This is a genomic window from Streptomyces sp. NBC_00457, assembly GCF_036014015.1.
In the GTDB taxonomy this organism is placed as follows: domain Bacteria; phylum Actinomycetota; class Actinomycetes; order Streptomycetales; family Streptomycetaceae; genus Streptomyces.
In genome coordinates this window covers 1,997,199-2,018,557 of the sequence record NZ_CP107905.1, presented here as the reverse complement: position 1 = coordinate 2,018,557, position 21,359 = coordinate 1,997,199, and the positions used below count along the sequence as shown (strand labels likewise).

Here is a 21,359-nt window from a genome sequence, read left to right as displayed (position 1 = left end):
GGCCGGATCTTCGGCTAATTAACCCACTGGGTAGTTAGTCCCGGTGGGTAGGGATGTTGCGCGCGCGTTTCCCCGCTGTCAAGGGGTCGGTCGTGCGCGTTCAGCCTGTCGCGCGGTCCGCCGTGAGGTAGGCGATCACCATGTCGCCCAGCATGGTCCGGTAGTGCTCGCGCTGGGCCGGGGCCACCAGGTCGCGGCCGAACAGGGCGCCGAAGGTGTGCCGGTTGGCGACCCGGAAGAAGCAGAAGGAGCTGATCATGGCGTGCAGGTCGACGGCGTCGACGTCGGCGGTGAACAGCCCGGACTCCTGCCCCGCCTGAAGGATCCGGCCGATCACGTCCAGGGCCGGTGAACCGATCTTGCCGAGCTTCTCGGAGCCGGCGATGTGCTCGGCCTCGTGGATGTTCTCGATGCTGACCAGGCGGATGAAGTCCGGGTGTGCCTCGTGGTGGTCGAAGGTCACCTCGGCCAGGCGCCGGATGGCCGCGACCGGGTCCAGATGCTCGACGTCGAGCTGCTGCTCCGCCTCGCGGATCACGCCGTACGCCCGCTCCAGCACGGCCGTGAACAGCTGCTCCTTGCCGCCGAAGTAGTAGTAGATCATCCGCTTCGTGGTGCGGGTGCGGGCGGCGATCTCGTCGACGCGGGCCCCCGCGTACCCGGACCGTGCGAACTCCTGCGTCGCGACGTCGAGGATCTCGGCCCGGGTGCGGGCGGCGTCACGGATGCGCCCGTTGTTGCGTGCCGGTTCGTCGACGCTGGTCATCCGGGTTCCTTAGGGCAGGCGGTCCAGTGCCGGTGATTGTAGAAGCAGGCGCCCGTGCCTGGTTTCGGGTTTCCGGCTGGGGCTTCCCCTGGTCGACGGCTGCTGATATAGCTAACGTACTAGTTCGTACATTAGTGAGCCGCTCAGGAGGTCCGCGTGGCCAAGGACTCGTATCTCGTCGGGCTGATCGGTGCGGGCATCGGCCCGTCGCTCAGCCCGGCCCTGCACGAGCGGGAGGCCGACCGCCAGGGTCTGCGCTATGTGTACCGGCTCATCGACCTCGACGCGCTCGGCGTCGGGCCCGAGGCCGTGGGAGACCTGGTGCGTGCGGCGCGGGACCTGGGGTTCGACGGGCTCAACATCACGCATCCGTGCAAGCAGCTCGTGATCGAGCACCTGGACGCGCTCGCTCCGCAGGCCGAGGCGCTCGGTGCGGTCAACACGGTCGTCTTCGAGGGCGGGCGCGCGGTCGGGCACAACACGGATGTCACCGGGTTCGCCGCGTCGTTCGCGCGCGGTCTGCCGGACGCGCCGCTGGAGCGGGTTGTGCAGGTGGGTGCGGGGGGTGCGGGTGCGGCTGTTGCGCACGCCATGCTCACGTTGGGTGCGGAGCGGGTCACTGTCGTGGACGCGTTGCGGGATCGCGCTGCGGGTCTCGCCGGGGCGCTGAACCGGCACTTCGGCGAGGGGCGGGTGGCTGTCGGCACGCCGGACCGGCTGGCCCAGCTGCTCGCCCAAGCGGACGGGGTCGTGCATGCCACGCCGACCGGTATGGCGGCGCACCCGGGTCTGCCCTTTTCCGCGGAACTGCTTCATCCCGGGTTGTGGGTCGCCGAGGTTGTCTATCGGCCTCTGGAGACGGAGCTGCTGCGTGCGGCCCGTGAGGTTGGCTGCGCCGCGTTGGACGGGGGCGGGATGGCTGTGTTCCAGGCGGTGGATGCGTTCCGTCTCTTCACCGGCCGTGAGCCCGATAGCGCGCGAATGCTGGCCGACATTGCGGAGATGGGCGGGGTTGTGGAGAGCTCGGCGGGCTAGGTGGTGTGTCGGGTGCGGGTCGGTTGTGGTTGATCGCGCAGTTCCCCGCGCCCCTGAAGGGGCGCTGTCGTTCGGCGAGTTGAAGGAGCACCCTCCATGCGTACATCCATCGCCACCGTCTCTCTCAGTGGTTCCCTGACCGAGAAGCTGACTGCCGCTTCCCGGGCCGGGTTCGACGGGGTGGAGATCTTTGAGAATGATCTGTTGGCCAGCCCTCGTACACCGGAGGAGATTCGGAGCCGTTGTGCCGACCTCGGGCTGAGCATTGATCTCTATCAGCCGATGCGGGACATCGAAGCCGTGCCGGATGAGGAGTTCGGCCGCAATTTGCGGCGGGCGCGGCACAAGTTCGAGTTGATGCGGAGGTTGGGGGCGGACACCGTCCTGGTTTGCTCCAGTGTTTCCCCGCTGGCCGAGGACGATGACGCGCTGGCGGCCTGGCATCTGCGTCAACTGGCCGAGCTGGCACAGGAGTTCGGGGTCCGGGTGGCGTACGAGGCGTTGGCGTGGGGGCGGCATGTCAGTACGTACGACCATGCCTGGCGGATTGTCGAGGCCGCCGATCATCCCGCGCTCGGTACCTGTCTGGACAGCTTCCATATCCTCTCGCGCGGTTCGGATCCCAAGGGCATCGAGGAGATCCCGGGTGAGAAGATCTTCTTCCTTCAGCTGGCAGACGCACCGCTGCTGGCGATGGACGTCCTGCAGTGGAGCCGCCACTACCGCTGCTTCCCCGGCCAGGGAGGCTTCGACGTCGCGGGACTTCTGCAGCATGTGATCCGTGCCGGATACGACGGTCCGCTCTCCCTGGAGGTCTTCAACGACGTCTTCCGGCAGGCCGAGGCCGGTCCCACCGCCGTGGACGCCCACCGTTCTCTCTTGGTCCTTCAGGAGACGGTCGGTCTGGCCACGCCGCCCGCTCCCGTCGTCCCCACCGGTGTCGCCTTCGCCGAACTGGTCACGCCCGATGCCGAACCCGTCGCTGCGGTGCTCGGCGCGCTGGGCTTCGCCCGTACCGCGCGGCACCGCAGCAAACCGGTCGATCTCTGGCAGCAGGGCGAGGCACGCGTCCTGGTCAACACCGGTCCGGCCGCCCGCCGCGACGGCACCGGACTCGCCGCGATCGGCCTGGAGTCACCGGACCCCGTGGGCGCGTCCCGTCGTGCCGAGGCCCTGCTGGCGCCGGTGCTGCCGCGCCGCCGTGCCGCCGAGGACGCCCTGCTGGACGCCGTGGCGGCGCCCGACGGCACGGAACTCTTCTTCTGCGCCTCCGGTGCTGGGCGCGAACGCCCCGACTGGCGGGGCGACTTCGAGGACGTGGCCGTCGGGAAGGGCGCGGCGCACGTGACCCGCATCGACCATCTCGCCCTCACCCAGCCCTGGCACCACTTCGACGAGGCCGCCCTGTTCCACCGCAGTGTGCTCGGCCTGCACGCGCAGGAAAGCGTCGACGTGGCCGACCCCTACGGCCTGCTGCGCAGCCGCGCGGTCACCAACGCGGACGGCAGCGTACGGATCGCGCTCACCGTCTCGGCGGCACCGACCGACGACACGGTCCACGCCCAGCACATCGCGCTGGCCACGGACGACGTGGTCGCCGCGGCCCGCCGCTTCCGTGACTCCGGGGGCCGGCTGCTGCCGATCCCCGCCAACTACTACGACGACCTGGCGGCCCGGTACGAGTTCGCCGACGGTGAGTTGGCGACGTACCGGGAACTCGGGATCCTCTACGACCGGGACGCGGAGGGCGAGTTCCGCCACTGCTATACGCAGACGATCGGGCGGGTCTTCTTCGAACTGGTCCAGCGGGACGGCGGCTACCGCGGTTACGGCGCCCCGAACGCGCCGGTGCGGCTGGCGGCGCAGCACGCGGTGACGTGACTCATTGGCGGCTGACGGTTCTGGTCACGCCGGTGACGACGGTCGTGGCGAGGATCCAGCCGGTGATGATGAGGACGTAGGACAGCCACTGGTACCCGCCCTTCGGGGCGAAGGCGCTCTCCTGCCCGAAGGAGATCACCGGCAGCAGCAGGTCGAGCGTGTAGAACACCGGGTTGAAGGACGGGGCTTCGGAGGGCTTCAGCGGGGGCGGGTGGTGCAGGGCGTACGCGATCGAGCCGACGGCGAGCAGGGAGAGCAGCCAGCCGAAGGCGCGCAAGGGGCGGAAGCCGTAGCCGACCGTGGCGTCCTGGACGTGGCCCCACAGGCGTCCGTACCAGCCGAGCGTGGAGCGGTGGCGGCGCTGCTTGGCGAGCTGGACGAGCCTGGCCGCGTGGTCGTCGCCGATGCGACGGTAGGCAGCGGTCAACTGCTCGTAGGCGTAGGGGACATAGCCCTCGGCGTCCCGCTCCAGCATGGGCAGACGGCGCTCGGCCGGCTCGTGCGGGGTGAGGGACGTATAGGAGAGGTTGTCGAGCCGGACCCGGTCCGGGACCACCTCGGGCTCCAGGAACAGGACGTCGATCTGGGCGCGGCGCAGGTTCAGAGTGCCTTGTGGGGGCGGGCCCTTGCGCAGCCACAGCTCCCCGATGGTGCAGCTGCTCGCCCGTAGCGCGGCATCGCCCGGATTCGACAGGCGTGCGTACGACAGGTCGAGGCGGCCGGCGATTCGGGCGCCCTTCAGGCCGATCCATCCACGGGCGTGCGCGCGCTTCAGCGCGAGGTCTCCCTCTACGGTGAGGGCCATCGCGTCGAGGACGGCGTCACCCGGGTTCTCGCACCGCGCGTCGGTGAGATTGACCGTCCCGGTGACGTTCGCGCCGTTGAGACGTATCTGTCCGTGGGTCACCAGCCCCGGTGCCCACAGATCGCCCCCGAGAGCCGCCTGGTTGAGCTGGAGCACGGGCTCCTCGGCGTCCGGCGCGTCGATCTGTGCGCTCTCCATGTACAGGCTCCCGGCGAGCTGCGCCCCGCCGAGCCGCACCGGTCCCCGGAACACGGTTCGCGTCGCCCGCAGGGTGCCGTCCACCCGCAGGGCCTGGGCGGTGAGCCCGGGCAGGTCGGACTCGCTGAGGTTGAGCTCGCGGAGCCGGGCGGCGTAGAGCCGTGGGGTCTCGTCGAAGTGGCAGCGTCTGAGCCGCGCGGGGTGGTCGATCGTCGCGTACTGAAGGTCGAGCACCCCGGTGATACGAGCCCCCGCAAGCTTCAGCGACGCTATTTCGCCGTCCTCCTGAGGGCCGTTGAGAAGCAGCGACCTCAACACGGCCGCGCGGACGGAGCGTTCCGGCCCCCAGTCCGCTCCGTTCCCCACGTCCTCGCCGGCGGCGGAACGCAAGTCCACGGACTCCCCGTGGGAAAAGGCCTGCCACACGCGCAGCTCGGTCGGTGTCAGATCGTTCGGCTCCATCGTCGGCGACTCTGACCTGACCGAACCACGCGTGTCAACAACGTACTTACGGCCGCGTGTTCCACTCCGCGATCACGGGTCGCCCGTGTTCCAGGGACAGCCGGCTCACCGTCCCCGTCGCCAACTGGAACAGCCGTCCCTCCGCCGGAGCCAGCCCCAGCCGCCGTGCCGTCAGCACACGCAGGAAGTGGCCGTGGGCCACGAGGATCACGTCACCGTCGGCGAGGGCGTCGTCGACCCGGGACAGCACGCGGTCCGCGCGGGCGCCGACCTGGGCCGGTGACTCGCCGGGGTGTCCCGCCGGGCCCGGTGGCACGCCGTCCGTCCACAGGTACCAGTCGGGGCGGGCGCGGTGGATGTCGACGGTGGTGACGCCCTCGTACGCGCCGTAGTCCCACTCGTGCAGATCCTCGTCGGGCACGACGCCGGACAGGCCCGCCAGGTCGGCGGTGTGGAGCGCACGGTGCAGCGGGCTGGACAGCGCCAGGGAGAAGGTCCGGTGGGCGAGGAGCGGGGCGAGTGACTTGGCCTGTTCCTCGCCGTGCCCGGTGAGGGGCAGGTCGGTCCAGCTGGTGTGCCGGCCCGACATGCTCCACTCCGTCTCACCGTGGCGGACCAGCAGAAGATCCCCCACGGCCGGTTACTCCTTCGGCTCGACGGCGTGGCCGCCGAACTGGTTGCGCAGCGCCGCGACCATCTTCATCTGCGGCGAGTCGTCCTGGCGCGAGGCGAACCGGGCGAACAGGGACGCCGTGATGGCGGGCAGCGGGACCGAGTTGTCGATGGCGGCCTCCACGGTCCAGCGGCCCTCGCCGGAGTCCTCCGCGTAGCCGCGCAGCTTGTCCAGGTGCTCGTCCTGGTCGAGGGCGTTGACGGCGAGGTCGAGCAGCCAGGAGCGGATGACCGTGCCCTCCTGCCAGGACCGGAAGACCTCGCGCACGTCGGTCACGGAGTCGACGGCCTCCAGCAGCTCCCAGCCCTCGGCGTAGGCCTGCATCATGGCGTACTCGATGCCGTTGTGGACCATCTTCGAGAAGTGGCCCGCGCCCACCTTGCCCGCGTGGACATAGCCGTACGGGCCTTCCGGCTTGAGTGCCTCGAAGACGGGCTGGAGCCGCTCCACGTGCTCCTTGTCGCCGCCGACCATCAGGGCGTAGCCGTTCTCCAGGCCCCACACGCCGCCGGAGACACCGGCGTCGACGAAGCCGATGCCCTTGGCGCCGAGCTCCTCGGCGTGCTGCTCGTCGTCGGTCCAGCGGGAGTTGCCGCCGTCGACGACGATGTCGCCGGGCTGGAGGAGGTCGCCGAGTTCGTCGACGACGGACTGGGTGGCGGCGCCTGCCGGGACCATCACCCAGATGGTGCGCGGCGCTTCGAGCCGCTCGACCAGTTCGGTCAGGCTGCCGACGTCGGAGACCTCGGGGTTGCGGTCGTAGCCGACGACGGTGTGGCCGGCGCGGCGGATCCGCTCGCGCATGTTGCCGCCCATCTTGCCGAGGCCGATGAGCCCCAGTTGCATCGGTGCCATGATCAGTTCTCTTCCTTGAGTTCGCGGTAGGCGGCCACGAGGGCGGCGGTGGAGGGATCGAGACCGGGCACCTCTGTGCCGTCGGTCAGTGCGGGCTCTACCCGCTTGGCGAGGACCTTGCCCAGCTCGACGCCCCACTGGTCGAAGGAGTCGATGTGCCAGATCGCGCCCTGGACGAACACCTTGTGCTCGTACAGCGCGACCAGCTGGCCGAGGACCGACGGGGTCAGCTCGGGGGCGAGGATCGTGGTGGTCGGGTGGTTGCCGAGGAAGGTGCGGTGCGGGATCTGCGCCTCCGGCACGCCCTCCGCGCGCACCTCGTCGGCGGTCTTGCCGAAGGCGAGCGCCTGTCCTTGCGCGAACAGGTTGGCCATCAACAGGTCGTGCTGCGCCCCCAGTTCGTCGCTCAGCTCGCCGACCGGCCGGGCGAAGCCGATCAGGTCGGCGGGGATCAGCCGGGTGCCCTGGTGGATCAGCTGGTAGTAGGCGTGCTGCCCGTTGGTGCCGGGCGTGCCCCACACCACCGGACCGGTGGTCCAGCCCACCGGGTGCCCGTCGCGGTCGACCGACTTGCCGTTGGACTCCATGTCGAGCTGCTGCAAGTAGGCCGTGAACTTGGAGAGGTAGTGGCTGTACGGCAGCACCGCGTGCGACTCGGCCTCGAAGAAGTTGCCGTACCAGACGCCCAACAGGCCCAGGAGCAGCGGGGCGTTGGCCTCGGCGGGCGCGTTCTTGAAGTGCTCGTCGACGATGTGGAAGCCGTCGAGCATCTCCCGGAACCGGTCCGGACCGATGGCGATCATCAGGGAGAGCCCGATCGCCGAGTCGAACGAGTAGCGGCCGCCGACCCAGTCCCAGAACTCGAACATGTTGTCCGGGTCGATACCGAACTCGGTGACCTTCCCGGCGTTCGTCGACAGCGCGACGAAGTGCCGGGCCACCGCCTTGTCTCCCCCACTCTCGAATTCGCTCGAGCGGGAGGTGCCCCCATCGCCAAGACCGGCGAGCAGCCAGGACCGCGCCGACGTGGCGTTGGTGATCGTCTCGATCGTGGTGAACGTCTTCGACGCGACGATGAACAGCGTCTCCGCCGGGTCCAGGTCGCGGACGGCCTCGTGCAGGTCGGCGCCGTCGACGTTCGACACGAAGCGGAACGTCAACTCCCGTGCGGTGTACGGGCGCAGCGCGTCGTACGCCATCGCGGGGCCCAGGTCGGAGCCGCCGATGCCGATGTTGACGACATTGCGGATCCGCTTGCCGGTGTGGCCGGTCCACTCGCCCGAGCGGACGCGGTGCGCGAAGCCGGCCATCTTGTCGAGGACGGCGTGCACGGCCGGGACCACGTTCTCGCCGTCGACCTCGATCACCGCGTCCCGCGGGGCGCGCAGCGCGGTGTGCAGCACGGCGCGGTCCTCGGTGATGTTGATGCGGTCGCCGCGGAACATGGCGTCGCGGAGCCCGAACACCTCGGTGGCGGCGGCGAGTTCCTGGAGCAGGGCCAGCGTCTCGTCGGTGATCAGGTGCTTGGAGTAGTCGATGCGCAGATCGCCGACGCGTACGACGTACCGCTCCGCGCGCCCGGGATCGTCCGCGAACAGCTCACGCAGCCGGGGACGTTGCAGCGCGTCGGCGCGGTGGTCCTCCAGGGCAGTCCACTCGGGCCGCCGGGTCGGCTTGGGGAAGTCAGACATGGGAGACGGTCTCCTTGGTGCCCTGAGGGGGCGTCTGATGGATCTTGCCGGTGTCGCGGGCCCTGGCACGCACATCTGCGGCGTTGTCGTCGGTCGCCATGGCTCCGCCATGACTCCCTCCTCCGCCTTGCAGCTGCACGCTCCCCCACGCTCGAACCGGCTTCGCTCGGCTCGCGTGGGAGGTACCCCCATCGCCCCCGCTCGGCTTGGTGATGAGCTGCCGTCGTTCAGGGCCGGCCTGATCCATCAGACCCCCCCTCGCCCCGCAGAGCGATGGCGTACATCTCGTCCGCGTCGAGGCGCCGCAGCTCCTCGGCGATGAGTTCGGAGGTGGTGCGGACCTTCAGGGCGAGGGTGCGTGAGGGCTGGCCGGGCAGGGAGAGCGTGGCCAGCGGGCCCTCGGGGCGGTCGATGACGATCTCGCCGTTCGCGGTGCCGAGGCGGACCGCCGTGACGAGCGGACCGGCGGTGACGACCCGGTCGACGGTGACGCCGAGGCGGGCCTCCAGCCAGCGGGCCAGCAGTTCGGCCGCCGGGTTCTCCTCCTCGGCCTCCACGGCCGCCGAGGTCACCTCCATCCGGGCCTGGTCCAGGGCCGCGGCCAGCATCGAGCGCCACGGTGTCAGCCGGGTCCAGGCGAGGTCGGTGTCGCCGGGCGCGTAGGAGCGGACCCGGGTCTCCAGGACCCGCAGCGGGTCGTCCACGGCGTACAGATCGGTGATCCTGCGCTGGGACAGCGCGCCCAGCGGGTCCTTCGCCGGGTTCTCGGGCGCCTCCGCCGGCCACCACACCACGACCGGCGCGTCCGGCAGCAGCAGCGGCAGGACGACGGAGTCGGCGTGGTCGGACACCTCGCCGTACGTCCGCAGGATCACCGTCTCGCCGGTGCCCGCGTCGGCGCCCACCCGGACCTCGGCGTCGAGGTGGGAGGCGGTGCGGTCGCGCGGGGTGCGGGCGTGCCGCTTGATGACGACCAGGGTGCGCGCGGGGTGCTCGTGCGAGGCCTCCTCGGCCGCCTTGATCGCGTCGTAGGCGTTCTCCTCGTCCGTGACGATGACCATCGTCAGGACCATGCCCACCGCGGGTGTGCCGATGGCGCGGCGCCCCTGTACCAGCGCCTTGTTGATCTTGCTTGCCGTGGTGTCGGTCAGGTCGATCTTCATGGCCTGCGCCAGCTCCGTCCGTCTCGTGCGAGCATCTCGTCGGCTTCCTCGGGTCCCCAGCTGCCCGAGGCGTACTGCGCGGGCCTGCCGTGGTCCGCCCAGTACTTCTCGATCGGATCGAGGATCTTCCAGGACTCTTCCACTTCCTGGTGACGCGGGAACAGGTTGGCGTCGCCCAGAAGGACGTCGAGGATGAGCCGCTCGTACGCCTCCGGACTCGACTCCGTGAACGATTCGCCGTACGCGAAGTCCATCGAGACGTCCCGGATCTCCATCGAGGTGCCCGGCACCTTCGACCCGAACCGGACCGTCATGCCCTCGTCGGGCTGGACGCGGATGACGATCGCGTTCTGGCCGAGTTCCTCGGTGGCCGTCGAGTCGAACGGCGAGTGCGGTGCCCGCTTGAAGACGACCGCGATCTCGGTGACGCGGCGGCCCAGCCGCTTGCCGGTGCGCAGATAGAAGGGGATGCCCGCCCAGCGCCGGTTGTCGACCTCGAGCTTGATCGCCGCGTAGGTGTCGGTCGCCGACCTGGAGTCGATGCCGTCCTCCTGGAGATACCCGGGCACCTTCGCGCCGCCCTGCCAGCCCTCCGCGTACTGGGCGCGGACCGTGTGCTCGCCCAGGTTCTCCGGCTGCCGCACCGACTTCAGGACCTTCAGCTTCTCGGTCAGCAGCGACTCCGCGTCGAACGCGATGGGCTCCTCCATCGCGGTGAGCGCCATCAACTGCAGCAGGTGGTTCTGGATGACATCACGGGCGGCGCCGATGCCGTCGTAGTACCCGGCCCGCCCCCCGATACCGATGTCCTCGGCCATCGTGATCTGGATGTGGTCGACATACGACCGGTTCCAGATCGGCTCGTACATCTGGTTGGCGAAGCGGAGCGCCAGGATGTTCTGGACGGTTTCCTTGCCGAGGTAGTGGTCGATACGGAAGACCTGGTCCGGCTCGAACACGTCGTGCACGATCGCGTTCAGCTCACGGGCGCTGGCGAGGTCGTGGCCGAACGGCTTCTCGATGACGGCCCGCCGCCACGAGCCCTCGGGCGCGTTCGCCAGCCCGTGCTTCTTCAGCTGCTGGACGACCTTCGGGAAGAACTTCGGCGGTACGGAGAGATAGAAGGCGTAGTTGCCGCTGGTGCCCCGCGAGGCGTCCAACTCGTCCACGGCGGAACGGAGTTGCTTGAACGCCTGGTCGTCGTCGAAGTCGCCGGGGATGAACCGCATGCCTTCGGCGAGCTGATGCCAGACCTCCTCGCGGAACTCCGTGCGCGCATGCTCGCGCACCGAGTCGTGCACGACCTGCGCGAAGTCCTGGTCCTCCCAGTCGCGCCGGGCGAAGCCGACGAGGGAGAAGCCCGGCGGGAGCATCCCGCGGTTGGCGAGGTCGTACACCGCCGGCATCAGCTTCTTGCGGGACAGGTCGCCGGTGACGCCGAAGATGACGAGCCCGGACGGGCCCGCGATCCGGGGGAGCCGCCGGTCACGGGCGTCCTGCAGCGGGTTGGCCCACTCGACCTCGGTCAGTTCCTCGCTCATTCCCCGTCGACCCCCTTGCTGCTCAGCGACTTTCCCACGGCGTCCAGCAGGTCCTGCCATGCCACCGCGAACTTGGCGACGCCCTCGTCCTCCAGCTGCCGCACCACCTCGTCGTAAGAGATCCCGAGCGTTTCTACGGCGGCCAGGTCGGCGCGTGCCTGGGCGTAACCGCCGCTCACCGTGTCGCCGGTGATCACGCCGTGGTCGGCGGTGGCGTTCAGCGTGGCCTCCGGCATCGTGTTGACGGTGCCCGGCGCGACCAGCTCGTCGACGTACAGCGTGTCCTTGTACGCCGGGTCCTTCACGCCCGTCGAGGCCCACAGCGGGCGCTGCTTGTTGGCGCGGGCGCCGGCGAGGGCGGTCCAGCGAGTGCCGCCGAAGACGTCCTCGTACGCCTCGTAGGCGAGCCGCGCGTTGGCGAGCGCCGCCTTGCCCTTCAGGGCGAGGGCCTCGTCCGTGCCCAGCACCGTCAGCCGCTTGTCGATCTCGCTGTCGACGCGGGAGACGAAGAAGGAGGCCACGGAGTGGATGGCGGCGAGATCGAGGCCCCTCGCGGCGGCCTTCTCCAGACCCGCGAGATAGGCGTCCATGACCTCGCGGTACCGCTCCAGCGAGAAGATCAGCGTGACGTTGACGCTGATACCGAGGCCGATGACCTCGGTGATCGCCGGGAGCCCGGCCTTCGTCGCCGGAATCTTGATCATCACGTTGGGCCGGTCGACCAGCCAGGCGAGCTGCTTGGCCTCGGCGATCGTCGCCTTGGTGCGGTGCGCCAGCCGCGGGTCGACCTCGATGGAGACCCGGCCGTCCCGACCACCGGTCGCGTCGTACACCGGCCGCAGGATGTCGGCGGCGGCACGGACGTCGGCGGTGGTCATCATCCGTACGGCCTCGTCGACCGTCACTTCGCGCGCGGCGAGGTCGGCGAGCTGCTCCTCGTACCCCTCGCCCGAGCCGATCGCGGCCTGGAAGATCGACGGGTTGGTGGTGACGCCGACGACGTGCTTGCCGGCGATGAGTTCGGCGAGGTTGCCGGAGGTGATCCGCTTGCGGGACAGGTCGTCCAGCCAGATGGAGACGCCCTCGTCGGACAGGCGCTGGAGGGCTTCTGCGGGGGCGGTCGCTTCGATGGTCACAGTGTCGACCTCTTTCTGGGTTCTGGCGATCGGATCAGGCACGCGCGGCGGCGAGGGAGGCCCGGGCCGCGGCGGCGACGTTCTCGGCGGTGAATCCGTACTCGGCGAACAGGGTCTTGGCGTCGGCGGAGGCGCCGAAGTGCTCCAGCGAGACGATGCGTCCCACGTCCCCCACGAAGCGGTACCACGTCAGACCCACCCCGGCCTCGACGGCGACACGCGCCCGCACGGACGGCGGAAGGACGCTCTCGTGGTACTCACGCGGCTGCTCCTCGAACCACTCCACGGACGGCATCGACACCACCCGGGTGCCCACACCCTCGGCCTCCAGTTCCTCGCGCGCGGCGACGGCGAGCTGGACCTCCGAGCCGGTGGCGATCAGGATCACCTCCGGCGTCGCGGTGGAGGACTCGCGCAGGACGTAACCGCCCTTGGCAGCGGCCTCGTTGCGCGCGTACGTCGGCACGCCCTGACGGGTGAGGGCGAGGCCGTGCGGCGCCGGGTTGGTGGCGTGCCGCTGCAGGATCTCCGCCCAGGCGACGGCGGTCTCGTTGGCGTCGGCGGGCCGGACGATGTTCAGGCCCGGAATGGCACGCAACGAGGCCAGATGCTCGACCGGCTGGTGAGTCGGGCCGTCCTCGCCGAGCCCGATGGAGTCGTGCGTCCACACGTACGTCACCGGCAGCTGCATCAGCGCGGACAGGCGCACGGCGTTGCGCATGTAGTCGGAGAACACCAGGAAGGTGCCGCCGTAGATGCGGGTGTTGCCGTGCAGGGCGATGCCGTTCATCGCCGCGGCCATCGAGTGCTCGCGGATGCCGAAGTGGACCGTACGGCCATACGGGTCGGCCTCCGGCAGAGGGTTGCCCTTCGGCAGGAACGACGACGTCTTGTCGATGGTGGTGTTGTTGGAGCCGGCCAGGTCGGCGGAACCTCCCCACAGCTCGGGCAGCACTGGCCCGAGCGCCTGAAGGATCTTGCCGGAGGCGGCGCGGGTGGCGAGGGACTTGCCCTCCTCGAAGACCGGAAGCGCGGACTCCCAGCCCTCGGGCAGCTGACCGGCCACGACGCGGTCGAAGAGCCGGGCGCGCTCGGGGGAGGCCGCGCGCCACTCGGCGATCCGCTTGTCCCAGGCGGCGTGCGCCTCGGCGCCCCGGTCGAGGGCGGTACGGGTGTGGGCGAGGACGTCGCCCGCGACCTCGAAGGACCGCTCCGGGTCGAAGCCGAGGACGCGCTTGGTGGCGGCCACCTCGTCCGCGCCGAGCGCCGAGCCGTGCGAGGCCTCGGTGTTCTGGGCGTTCGGGGCGGGCCAGGCGATGATCGTGCGCATCGCGATGATCGAGGGGCGCCCGGTCTCGGCCTGCGCGGCCTTCAGCGCCGTGTGGAGGGCGTGGACATCGATGTCGCCGTCGGCGGCGGGCTCGATGCGCTGGGTGTGCCAGCCGTAGGCCTCGTACCGCTTCAGGACGTCCTCGGAGAAGGCCGTCGCGGTGTCGCCCTCGATGGAGATGTGGTTGTCGTCGTACAGGAAGACCAGGTTGCCGAGCTTCTGGTGCCCCGCGAGGGAGGAGGCCTCCGCGGAGATCCCCTCCTCCAGGTCGCCGTCGGAGACGATCGCCCAGATGGTGTGGTCGAAGGGGGACTCGCCCTCGGCCGCCTCGGGGTCGAACAGACCGCGCTCGTACCGGGCGGCCATCGCCATGCCGACGGCGTTCGCTACGCCCTGACCGAGCGGACCGGTCGTCGTCTCGACACCCGCCGTGTGCCCGTACTCGGGATGACCCGGTGTCTTCGACCCATGGGTCCGGAACGCCTTCAGATCGTCCAGCTCCAGCTCGTACCCGGCGAGGAAGAGCTGGGTGTAGAGGGTGAGCGAGGTGTGGCCGGGGGAGAGGACGAAACGATCCCGCCCGGTCCACTCGGGATCGGCGGGATCGTGACGCATCACCTTCTGAAAGATCGTGTACGCGGCCGGGGCCAGGCTCATCGCGGTGCCGGGGTGCCCGTTCCCCACTCGCTGTACCGCATCGGCCGCCAGGATGCGGGCGGTGTCGACGGCACGCCGGTCTAGCTCGGTCCACTCGAGTCGGTCTGATGTCTGCGCGCTCATCTTCAAGAAGTCCTCACGGGAAGTGTCTGACCAGCGGAACGCCTTCAAAAATAAAAGTCTGACTTTTCGGAGGGAAGGTCATCGTGTGCCAGCCTGTGGTGAAACTGGGACACGGACGGCGCGACAGGGGCGGCACGAGAAGGACATGGCGGACACAACCATCCAAGCCGCAGGCGGTGACGGGAGCGGAGACGGCATCCGAACGTTCCCTTTCCCGGTCGAGCTGAGCGTGTGCGGTGTCGGTATGCAGGTCGGCCCGATGGGTACCGACCGCACCTGGCACGCCGCCGACGCCACGCTGGGCCGCGTGCACCGCATCGACTTCCACGTGGTGATGCTCTTCGGCGAGGGCCCCGTACACCACATGATCGACTTCGCCGAGTACGAGGCGGCAGTCGGCGACATCCTCTGGATCCGCCCCGGCCAGGTGCACCGTTTCTCCCGCACGAGCGAGTACCGCGGCACCGTCCTGACCATGCAGCCCGGTTTCCTGCCGCGCGCCACCGTGGAGGCGACCGGCCTCTACCGCTACGACCTGCCGCCCCTGCTCCACCCCGACGAGGCGCAACGCGCCGGTCTCCAGGCGGCCCTGAACCAGCTGCGACGCGAGTACGAGGACACGAGCACGCTCCCCCTGAGCCTGCACACCGCGGTTCTACGTCACTCCCTCACGGCGTTCCTGCTGCGCCTGGCTCACCTCGCGGCCAGCTCCGCGGAGGCGGCGCGCCGACAGGGTGACACCACGTTCACCCTCTTCCGGGACGCGGTCGAGAAGGGCTTCGCCACCAACCACAGCGTCAGCGCCTACGCCGACGCCCTCGGCTACTCCCGCCGCACCCTCGTCCGCGCCGTCCGCGCCGCCACCGGCGAGACCCCCAAGGCCTTCATCGACAAACGCGTCATCCTCGAGGCCAAGCGCCTCCTGTGCCACACGGACATGCCCATCGGCCGCGTCGGCGCCGCGGTCGGCTTCCCCGACGCGGCCAACTTCTCCAAGTTCTTCCACCAGCACACGGACATGACGCCGGCGGCGTTCCGGGCGGAGCTTCGGTGATGCCCCGCGAGGGCGGTTCAGGCCTCGCGGGGCATCGTCAACACAGCTGTCACCTCCCGAAGTTGAACCAGTTCACGTTCACGAAGTCCGCCGGCTGACCGCTGGTGAAGGTGAGATACACGTCGTGTGTTCCGGTGACGGAGCTGATGTTCGCCGGAACGGTGCGCCAGGACTGCCAGCCACCGGTGTTGCCGATGGCGAAGCTTCCGATGGGTGCGTTGGTACGGCTGTCCAGGCGTACCTCGACCAGACCGCTCACGCCGGAACCGGCGCCGCTCGCCACCCTGGCGTTGAACTGAGTCGCCGCCGTGGAGCCGAAGTTGACGCCGCGGAACAGCGCCCAGTCGCCGTTGCCCACCGCACCGATGTTCTGCCCGCCGCCCGAGTCCGACGTCGACTCGGTCAGCGTGCCGGACTGGCTGTCGTGCGACTCGGCCTGGATGGCGCTGTAGGCGTCACGGTTGCCGGTCGGCGGAGGCGTGGTACCGCTCCCACTGGACAGCACCTGGACGTAGTCGACGACCATCGAGTGCCCCGGCACGGTCGCGGCGTCCGGGCCGCCGCCGAACGCGTCCACGAAGCCGCCGCCCATCGCCACGTTCAGGATGATGAAGTAGCCGTGGTTGGTGGCGTTGGTCCAGGTCGTCGCGTCGACCTGATCGGCGCGCACCGTGTGGTAGTTGATGTCGTCGACGTAGAACCGCATCTGCTCCGGGCTGGTCGAGCGGTCCCACTCCATCGCGAAGGTGTGGAAGCCCGCCTGGCAGGTGGCGCCGGGACAGGCCCGCGAACCGCCGATGCCGGTCGTCTCGTTGCACGGCCCGCCGGGGCTCGTACCGCAGTGCATCGTCGACCACACGGTGTTGAGGCCCTGGACGTTCTCCATGATGTCCAGCTCGCCGACGCTCGGCCAGTTCCAGTAGTTGCCGCGGTAGGGCGTGCCCAGCATCCAGAACGCGGGCCAGTAGCCGCGGGCCGCGGCGCCGGTGACGTTCGGCATCTGGATCCGGGACTGCACGCGCAGCTTGCCGCCCGCCGGGGGCTGGAAGTCGCCGCGGTTGGTCTCGATGCGGCCGGACGTCCAGTTGCCGGAGGCGTCGCGGCGCGGGGTGATACGCAGGTTGCCGCTGCCGTCCAGGGCCACGTTGTTCGTGCTGGACGTCATGTTCTCGATCTCGCCGGTTCCCCAGTTGGCGGGGCCGCCGGGGTAGCCGTGGCCGGTCGCGTACTGCCAGTTCTGGGTGTTGACGCCGGTGCCCGCGGCGCCGTTGAAGTCGTCCACGAAGACCTGCGTCCAGCCGGACGGCGGCGGGGGAGCGTCGGCGACCGCGGACGGTGAGGCGGCCGTGGCGGCGACCGCCGCGAGGCCGAGGGTGCTCAGGACGGCGACGAGCGTGCGGCGCAGGGAGCGCCGTCTGTGGGGTGTGCCGGAGGTTTCACTCATGGGGAGGTGCCTCTCGGGTACGGAGTCGATATGCGCGGGATGCTTCTGAGAGCGCTCTCAGAGTGCCGCCAATGTGCTCCCGGTCACTCCGGTCGTCAAGAGGTAAAACCGTGAACGGCCCTGGGGCTCGGTGGAGTTCACACCATGAATGGACGCGTACCGGCCCAAAGCGCGCCGACCGGCGCGGGCGTCGGCCCGCGCCGGCCGCCGTCAAACCCGCTCGCCCGCGTACGTCGGCTGCTTCGGTGCCGCCTCCTCGCTCAGCCCGAACCGGTCGTGCGCCCGCCGCAGCGGCTTCGGCGCCCACCAGGCGTACCGGCCCAGCAGCGCCATCGTCGCCGGGACGAGCAGCATCCGTACGACCGTGGCGTCGATGAGGACCGCGAGGGTGAGGCCGAGGCCGATCTGCAGGATGGGGGAGAAGCCGCCGGTCATGAACGCGCCGAAGACGACGGCGAGGAGCAGCGCGGCGCAGGTGACCACGCGGCCGGAGCGGCGCAGGCCGGTCACCACGGCTTCCTGGTCGTCCCCGGTCTGCTGCCGGGCCTCGCGCATCCGGGCCAGGATGAACAGCTCGTAGTCCATGGCGAGTCCGAACGCGATCGCGACGATCAGCGGTGGAGCGGTGAGGCTGAGCGCGCCCAGTTCCTGGGAGCCCAACAGGCCTGCCAGGTGGCCGTCCTGGAACACCCAGACCACCACACCGAGGGCGGCGCCCAGGCTGAGCAGCGTGGTCAGGATGGTGCGCAGCGGGATCAGGACCGAGCCGGTGAACGCGAACAGCAGGGCGAAGATGCCGGCCAGCACGGTCACGGCCGCCCAGGGCGCGCGGTCGGAGAGCATGTCGCGGAAGTCGACCAGCCGGGCCGCCACGCCGGTGACCTCGACCGGCTCGTCACCGCGCAGGTCCCGCACCTGCTTGACGAGGTCGGTCGCCGCGTCGCCGTCGACGCTGCCGGGAGGCTGGAGTTCCATGACCGTGGTGCCACCCGGCAGTTCGCGCGTTTCGGCGGCCGGGGACAGCGCGCGGATCTCGTCCGCGGTGGCGGGGTCGGTGCCGGGCTTGAGGACGACCGTGATCGGCGAGACGCCGGTGCCCGGCGGGAAGTGCGCGTCGACGGTGTCGTACAACTGCCGTGCCTCGGTGCTCGACGGCAGCTGGTCGGCGCCGCCGATGTTGATGCGCATGCCGGTGACGGGCAGGGCCAGGACGAGGAGCACCGGGACGACGACCGCGACCACGGCGATACGGCGGCGGGCGGCGAAGCGGGCCAGGCGGGCGAACAGGCGGCCCTCCTCGCCCTCGGGCCGCTCCTTCGCCGGGGCGATCTTCCCGCCGAACTTGGTCAGCAGCGCGGGCAGCAGCGTCAGCGCGGCCAGCATGTCGATGACCACGACCGCCGCCACGGCCAGGCCCATGCTGCGCAGGAAGATGCTCGGGAAGACCAGCAGCCCGGTCAGGCTGACCGCCACCGTGAGCCCCGAGAACAGCACGGTCCGCCCGGCCTGTTCGACCGTCCGGTGCACCGCCTCGACGACGTCCGTGGTGTGCCGGCGTTCCTCGCGGAAGCGGACCACCATCAACAGGGCGTAGTCCACGGCGAGTCCGAGGCCCAGCATCGTGGTCACCTGGATCGCGTACACGGAGATGTCGGTGAACTGACTGAAGCCGAACAGCGCCAGGAACGCGCCGGCGATCCCGCTGACCGCCACCATCAGCGGCAGCCCGGCCGCGCGCAGCCCGCCGAAGATGACCAGCAGCAGCGCCAGCACGACCGGCAGGGAGATCAACTCCGCGTTCCGTACGTCCTCCTGGGCGCGCTCGCCGAGCTGGGTGCCCAGCAACGAGCCGCCGCTGACGTGGACTTCGGGCGCGTCGATCTCATGGATGCGGGCCGCTGCCGCGTCCACCGCCGCTTCCTCGTCCTCGTCGTCCAGACCGCCCTGGAGGGTGACGGACACCAGCAGCGCCTGCCCGTCCTCGGCGATCAGGCCGCGGGTCGCGTACGGGTCCGGTACGGCCGCGACTCCGGCGATGTCCCGGACGTCCGCGACGGCCCGCTCGACCTGGGTGCGCAGGGCGGGGTCGGTGACGGCGACGCCTTCGACGACGCCGGTGATCGAGTCACCGGTCGGGTCGACGCCGTCGAGGTGTTGCGCGGCCCGCTCCGACTCCGTGCCGGGCACTTCGGGCACGTTGTCGGAGAGCCGGCTGAAGACGCCCGTTCCGAGCCCGAAGCCGAGCAGCAGGAAGAGCACCCACATGAGGATGACGGTGAGCGGACGGCGGGTTGCCGTCCGGGCGAGCGTGGCGAGCACGGTCCCTCCCGGCGAATCGTCGGTTGACTTCGCCTTCAGGCTCGTGCGCGCGGGGGTGTCACCGGATCGCCGGAGGGAGCGGTTTCGGGGACTGGGCCGTACGGGGGAGGCGGGCCCGTGTCTCCCCCGCTAGGGGGAGCCGGGGGTCACCAGGCCGGTCTCGTACGCGCAGATCACGGCCTGCACCCGGTCCCTCAGACCGAGCTTGCCGAGCACGTTGCTGACATGGGTCTTGACGGTGTGCTCGCTGACGAAGAGGGTCGTGGCGATCTCGGCGTTGGACAGTCCGCGGGCGAGCATCCGCAGGGTCTCCACCTCGCGCGCGGTCAGGACCTCCAGCTGGTCGGGCGTGACCTCGGCGGTGGCCTCCTCGCGGCGGCGCCGCACGATGTCCGCGACCAGCCGGCGGGTCACGGTCGGGGCGAGCAGCGAGTCGCCGCCCGCGACGACCCGGACAGCGTGCACCAGGTCGTCCCGGCGGACGTCCTTGAGCAGGAAGCCGCTGGCGCCCGCGTACAGCGCCTCGTAGACGTACTCGTCGAGGTCGAACGTGGTCAGCATGACGACCTTGCAGCTGGACTGCGCGCACACCTGCCGGGCCGCCTCCAGGCCGTCCGTGCCGGGCATGCGGATGTCGAGCAGCAGGACGTCGGGGCTGTGCTGCCGCACCGCGGCGACCGCCTCGGCGCCGTCGCCCGCCTCGGCGACCACCTCGATGTCCGGCTGCGCCTCCAGGATCATGGTGAAGCCGCTGCGGACCAGCTCCTGGTCGTCGGCGACGACCACGCGGATGCTCACCCCAGCGCCGCCTGCCGGTCCGCGGCCGGGAGGCGTACGACGACCTGGAAGCCGCCGTCCGGGCCGCGCCCGGCGCGTGCGCTGCCCCCGCAGGCGGCGGCGCGTTCGCGGATGCCGATCAGACCGTGCCCGCCGCCCGGACCGGACGGGCCCCGTCCGTCGTCCGTCACCACGACTCTCAATTCGTCCTCCAGCCAGTCGAGCGCGACCGTCGCGGAGGAAGCGTACGCATGCTTCACGGTGTTGGTGAGGGCTTCCTGCACGACACGGTAGGCGGCGACTTCGGTGTCCGGCGGCAGCGGGCGGGGCTCGCCCGTGGTGCGCAGCGCGACGTGCAGACCGGTGGAGTCGGTGACCTGCCGGACCAGGCCGGGCAGGGCTGCCACACCCGGCTGCGGCAGCCGGTCCGTGGCGCCGTCGCGCCGCTCTTCCTTGAGGACTCCGAGAATCCGGCGCAGCTGGGACATCGCGTCCCGGCCGGTCGTCGCGATCGCGTCGAACGCGGCCTCCGCGCGCGCCGGATCGCTGCGCACCACCACAGGTCCCGCCTCGGCCTGCACCACCATCAGGCTCACCGCGTGGGCCAGGATGTCGTGCATGTCCCGGGCGATCCGGGCACGCTCCTGCGCCGTCGCCCGCGCGGTGTCCGCGGCACGCTCCCGCTCCAGGCGGCGGGCCCGGTCCACGAGCGCCGCGGTGTAGGCGCGCTGGACGCGGGCGAGGATGCCGAACCCGTACGCGCAGAAGACGCTCAGCAGCTGGAAGGCGTACTCGAAGGGGAGCTGACTGGCCTTGTGCTGCATGGTGAGGATGACTCCGAGGATCCAGCCCCCCAGCATCACGCGTCGCTGCCAGGGGCGGCCCTGCGCGGCCATCGTGTAGAGGACGACCAGCCCGCCGTAGACCACATCCGGCGGCGGCGCGTGATAGACGGCCATCGCGGACGTGGCCGCGGACACGGCCCACGCGGTCGCGAACGGGGCCCGGCGCCGCCACACCAGCGGCACGGCGGTGGCCGCCGCGAGCAGCCAGCCCTGCCACGTCAGCTTGTCGTCGCTGTCACCGCTGAAGATCCACTGCAGTGAGGCGGCGAACAGCACCAGCGCGGCCAGCGCGCCGTCGACAACGTACGGATTCGCCGTGCGCAGCCGGGTGACGGCAGGCGTGATCCAAAGCGGTGGGGACATGGGCGGCTCCTCGGGGCAAGGGCCCTTCCAGTATCGCGACGGCGACGCGGACGGACCTCACCGGTGAGAGGGATATCGTCCCTTCCGTTTGTGATCATTCTGATGCCGTGGAGGGGGAACCTCCGCCGCCAACTTTGCCTCTCAATGGTCGAAACAGAGCGTTCACAGCGTGTGCATGGTTTTGGACCGATGGTTGCGATCACCATCGGTTCTGCTGTGTCCGCACCCGCCGTCACACAGG

16 protein-coding genes are annotated in these 21,359 nt (G+C 70.3%); 3 read left to right on the top strand and 13 right to left on the bottom strand.

What is annotated here, in order from left to right; translation table 11 throughout:
- Positions 1-100: 100 nt before the first annotated feature.
- Complete coding sequence (locus OG828_RS09345) at positions 101-766, bottom strand: TetR/AcrR family transcriptional regulator (protein ID WP_328500782.1); 666 nt, start codon at positions 764-766, stop codon at positions 101-103.
- 156 nt (positions 767-922) lie between these two features.
- Here OG828_RS09345 and OG828_RS09340 point away from each other — a divergent pair, with 156 nt between their 5' ends.
- On the top strand, positions 923-1,801 hold the full coding sequence (locus OG828_RS09340; protein ID WP_328500781.1) for a shikimate dehydrogenase: 879 nt from the start codon (positions 923-925) through the stop codon (positions 1,799-1,801).
- Between the two features lie 96 nt (positions 1,802-1,897).
- Positions 1,898-3,682 carry a bifunctional sugar phosphate isomerase/epimerase/4-hydroxyphenylpyruvate dioxygenase family protein gene (locus tag OG828_RS09335; RefSeq protein ID WP_328500780.1) on the top strand — a complete coding sequence of 595 codons (1,785 nt, stop codon included), beginning with the start codon at positions 1,898-1,900 and terminating at the stop codon, positions 3,680-3,682.
- Between the two features lies 1 nt (position 3,683).
- Here the strand turns inward: OG828_RS09335 and OG828_RS09330 are convergent, their stop codons facing one another.
- From OG828_RS09330 to tkt, 8 genes are all read right to left on the bottom strand, one after another.
- Entirely contained in the window at positions 3,684-5,147 is a 1,464-nt protein-coding gene (locus tag OG828_RS09330; protein ID WP_328500779.1) for a membrane-associated oxidoreductase, read from the bottom strand.
- 46 nt (positions 5,148-5,193) lie between these two features.
- Positions 5,194-5,781: a histidine phosphatase family protein gene (locus tag OG828_RS09325; protein ID WP_328500778.1), complete on the bottom strand. Its 588-nt coding sequence runs from the start codon at positions 5,779-5,781 to the stop codon at positions 5,194-5,196.
- Between the two features lie 6 nt (positions 5,782-5,787).
- The gene (gene gnd / locus OG828_RS09320) at positions 5,788-6,666 is read right to left on the bottom strand and encodes a phosphogluconate dehydrogenase (NAD(+)-dependent, decarboxylating) (protein ID WP_328442297.1); all 879 of its coding nucleotides are present in this window, start codon (positions 6,664-6,666) and stop codon (positions 5,788-5,790) included.
- An 11-nt stretch (positions 6,667-6,677) separates the two neighbouring features.
- Positions 6,678-8,366: a glucose-6-phosphate isomerase gene (gene pgi, locus OG828_RS09315; RefSeq protein WP_328500777.1), complete on the bottom strand. Its 1,689-nt coding sequence runs from the start codon at positions 8,364-8,366 to the stop codon at positions 6,678-6,680.
- 227 nt (positions 8,367-8,593) lie between these two features.
- Complete coding sequence (opcA, locus tag OG828_RS09310) at positions 8,594-9,529, bottom strand: glucose-6-phosphate dehydrogenase assembly protein OpcA (protein ID WP_328352409.1); 936 nt, start codon at positions 9,527-9,529, stop codon at positions 8,594-8,596.
- A complete protein-coding gene (gene zwf, locus OG828_RS09305; RefSeq protein ID WP_328500776.1) occupies positions 9,526-11,070 on the bottom strand; it encodes a glucose-6-phosphate dehydrogenase in 1,545 nt (514 codons plus the stop codon). Before zwf ends, opcA begins: the two co-directional genes overlap by 4 nt.
- Complete coding sequence (gene tal, locus OG828_RS09300; protein WP_328500775.1) at positions 11,067-12,206, bottom strand: transaldolase; 1,140 nt, start codon at positions 12,204-12,206, stop codon at positions 11,067-11,069. The genes zwf and tal overlap by 4 nt, the downstream gene beginning before the upstream one ends.
- Positions 12,207-12,240: 34 nt before the next feature.
- Entirely contained in the window at positions 12,241-14,316 is a 2,076-nt protein-coding gene (gene tkt / locus OG828_RS09295; protein WP_328500774.1) for a transketolase, read from the bottom strand.
- Positions 14,317-14,461: 145 nt separating this feature from the next.
- On the opposite strand from tkt, the gene OG828_RS09290 reads away from it, so the two are divergent.
- Entirely contained in the window at positions 14,462-15,370 is a 909-nt protein-coding gene (locus tag OG828_RS09290) for a helix-turn-helix transcriptional regulator (RefSeq protein WP_328500773.1), read from the top strand.
- A gap of 49 nt (positions 15,371-15,419) precedes the next feature.
- Here OG828_RS09290 and OG828_RS09285 read toward each other — a convergent pair whose 3' ends face one another.
- From OG828_RS09285 to OG828_RS09270, 4 genes are all read right to left on the bottom strand, one after another.
- Complete coding sequence (locus tag OG828_RS09285; RefSeq protein WP_328500772.1) at positions 15,420-16,814, bottom strand: glycoside hydrolase family 16 protein; 1,395 nt, start codon at positions 16,812-16,814, stop codon at positions 15,420-15,422.
- Between the two features lie 210 nt (positions 16,815-17,024).
- Positions 17,025-19,133 carry an MMPL family transporter gene (locus OG828_RS09280; RefSeq protein ID WP_328500771.1) on the bottom strand — a complete coding sequence of 703 codons (2,109 nt, stop codon included), beginning with the start codon at positions 19,131-19,133 and terminating at the stop codon, positions 17,025-17,027.
- Positions 19,134-19,262: 129 nt separating this feature from the next.
- Positions 19,263-19,931, bottom strand: coding sequence for a response regulator transcription factor (locus OG828_RS09275; protein WP_328500770.1), 669 nt, complete (start codon positions 19,929-19,931; stop codon positions 19,263-19,265).
- The gene (locus OG828_RS09270; RefSeq protein ID WP_328352386.1) at positions 19,928-21,118 is read right to left on the bottom strand and encodes a sensor histidine kinase; all 1,191 of its coding nucleotides are present in this window, start codon (positions 21,116-21,118) and stop codon (positions 19,928-19,930) included. The genes OG828_RS09275 and OG828_RS09270 overlap by 4 nt, the downstream gene beginning before the upstream one ends.
- Positions 21,119-21,359: the final 241 nt, after the last annotated feature.